This window comes from uncultured Campylobacter sp., from assembly GCF_938031315.1.
Classification (GTDB): domain Bacteria; phylum Campylobacterota; class Campylobacteria; order Campylobacterales; family Campylobacteraceae; genus Campylobacter_B.
In genome coordinates, this window is sequence record NZ_CALHHT010000483.1 from 1 (window position 1) to 2,177 (window position 2,177).

Sequence of the window (2,177 nt, forward strand, 5' to 3'; positions counted from 1 at the left end):
ATGAAGGAGTTAATTAAACAGCAGATCGAGATGTTTCGGCAGATGCTCTAGGCTCTAAATTTAATGCGGCGCGGTTTGAAAGGCGCCTGAAAGATAGAATTTCACGCAAATTTTATCTTAAATTTAAAGGCGCGCCGCGATTTTGAATTATAAATTTAATCGCACGGCATCTCTGGGCAAGCTCATACTCCGCCGCCTTTTTCCGCTTGAATCGTGAATCTTTAGAAAGCGGAACTAGCCAAGCCGCCCGTCAAGAAAAGTGCGCAGATCTGTCATTTAAACCCGCGCCTAGAAAGCCTAGAAAATGAAATTTTGCCGATTAAAAAGCTAGAACTCGCAGAAAATTTAGATTTAAATTTGGGCAAAAATTCCATCAAACGCACAGCCAAAGCACAAAACGTTTTAAATTTACGGATAGATTTATAGCGCCGTATCTTACCGCGCCGCGTAAATTTTAAAATTTACGGCGATAAAATTTAAGCTATGCCTTGCGCGACCGGCTTTCACGCAGCAATTCAAATTTAAAATTTTACTCGGCAAAATTCTAAAATAATGCAAAAACTCCGAGGACTCGGAATTTCAAGCGTCTAAATTTTTCTTATGAGCTCGGGGATTACGACCTCGAAATCGACCCCTTCGTAGTCCTTACGCTCCTCGTCGCTCATCGTCTCTTTGATCGTGCTGACGACGAAATCCGCAGCGATTCGAACCGCGGTTTCCAGCGACTTGCCGCGCATTATTGCGCCGAAGGCTACGGCGGCGAAAATATCGCCGGTACCGTTAAATTTAACCGGCAGCAGCTCGTGAAAATACTCGTTCGTCCTGCCCGTGCGCGCATCGTAGCTGAAAACCCCGCACTGATCGGCGATGTAGCCGATACCCTTTAAAATAACCTGTCTAGCGCCCAGTTCTCGAAGCCTTGCAAGCAGATCCATTATGAAATCCCTATCCGCATCCTCTCGGTACGGCACGCCTGTAATCGCGCAGGCCTCGGTGATATTGGGCGTGATGACGTCGGCCTTGGCGCACAGAAGCGCCATCATACGGGCAAAATCCTCGTTAAAGCCCGGATAAAACACGCCGTTATCGCCCATGCAAGGATCTACCAAAATGGTCTTACCCGCGCCGCCGAACTCAGCAAATAGCTCGCTCATAATCTCGATCTGTGCCGCCGAGCCCAAAAAGCCCGTGTAGACGCCGTCAAATACCACTCCGCGGTCTTTCCAGTGCGCCATGATCGCGCGTATTTGAGAGCTTAGATCGCAAAAGGTATAGCCAGAAAAGCCCGTATGCATCGATAAAACCGCCGTAGGAATCACGCTTGTGCTCATCCCCATCGCGCTTAGTATCGGCAAGGCGACGGTCAGCGAAACCTTGCCCACGCAGGATATATCTTGAACGGTAAGAACTTTTTTCATCACAATTCCTAAAATTTTTGGCTCTATTTTACCGCTATTTATATTAAAAAGGCGAATTTAAATAAAATTTACTCTACGAATAGTCTAAATTTATATTATTTTTGGCGTTTTTCCGCTAAATTTTATCTCGGGTTCACCGTAAATTCGGCGTATAAATCTAACAACAAAAGGTAAAAAATGATAACCGCAAAGGCTCTTTACGCATCCGCTCGCCTTAGATCGCTGCCTCTTAGCGTCTCGGGCGTACTGCTCGGTAGCGGCGCGGCATACGGCGCAGGCGCGTTTAGAGCGGATATTTTCGCGCTGGCGCTGCTTACGACGCTGCTGTTTCAGGTGCTCAGCGACTACGCCAACGACTACGGCGACGCGGTAAAAGGCACCGACGACGATGGCAGGCTGGGGCCGCGCCGCGCGATCCAAACGGGACAGATGAGCGCCGAGCAGATGAAGCGCGTCATCGTCGCTACGGCGCTGCTTTCGGCGCTTTGTAGCCTCGCGCTAAGCGTTTTGGCGTTTGGCGAGCGGTTTTATCTCGTGCTACTGTTTTTGGCGCTAGGCGGCGCGTCGATATACGCTGCGATCCGCTACACTGTGGGCGCCGGCGCATACGGATATAAGGGGCTCGGCGACGTTTTCGTGTTTTTGTTTTTTGGCCTTTTGAGCGTGCTGGGCTCGTACTTTTTATACGCGCGTTCGCTCGATGCGGCGCTGCTGCTGCCTGCGTGCGCGTGCGGGATGCTAAGCACCGCCGTGCTAAAT

2 protein-coding genes are annotated in these 2,177 nt (G+C 49.7%); one reads left to right on the forward strand and one right to left on the reverse strand.

Annotated elements, in window-relative coordinates:
• Positions 1-587 precede the first annotated feature (587 nt).
• Complete coding sequence (locus Q0236_RS11965; RefSeq protein ID WP_297918352.1) at positions 588-1,418, reverse strand: pyridoxamine kinase; 831 nt, start codon at positions 1,416-1,418, stop codon at positions 588-590.
• A 177-nt stretch (positions 1,419-1,595) separates the two neighbouring features.
• On the opposite strand from Q0236_RS11965, the gene menA reads away from it, so the two are divergent.
• Positions 1,596-2,177: 1,4-dihydroxy-2-naphthoate octaprenyltransferase (gene menA / locus Q0236_RS11970; RefSeq protein WP_297918355.1), on the forward strand; the 582-nt coding region annotated here is incomplete at its 3' end.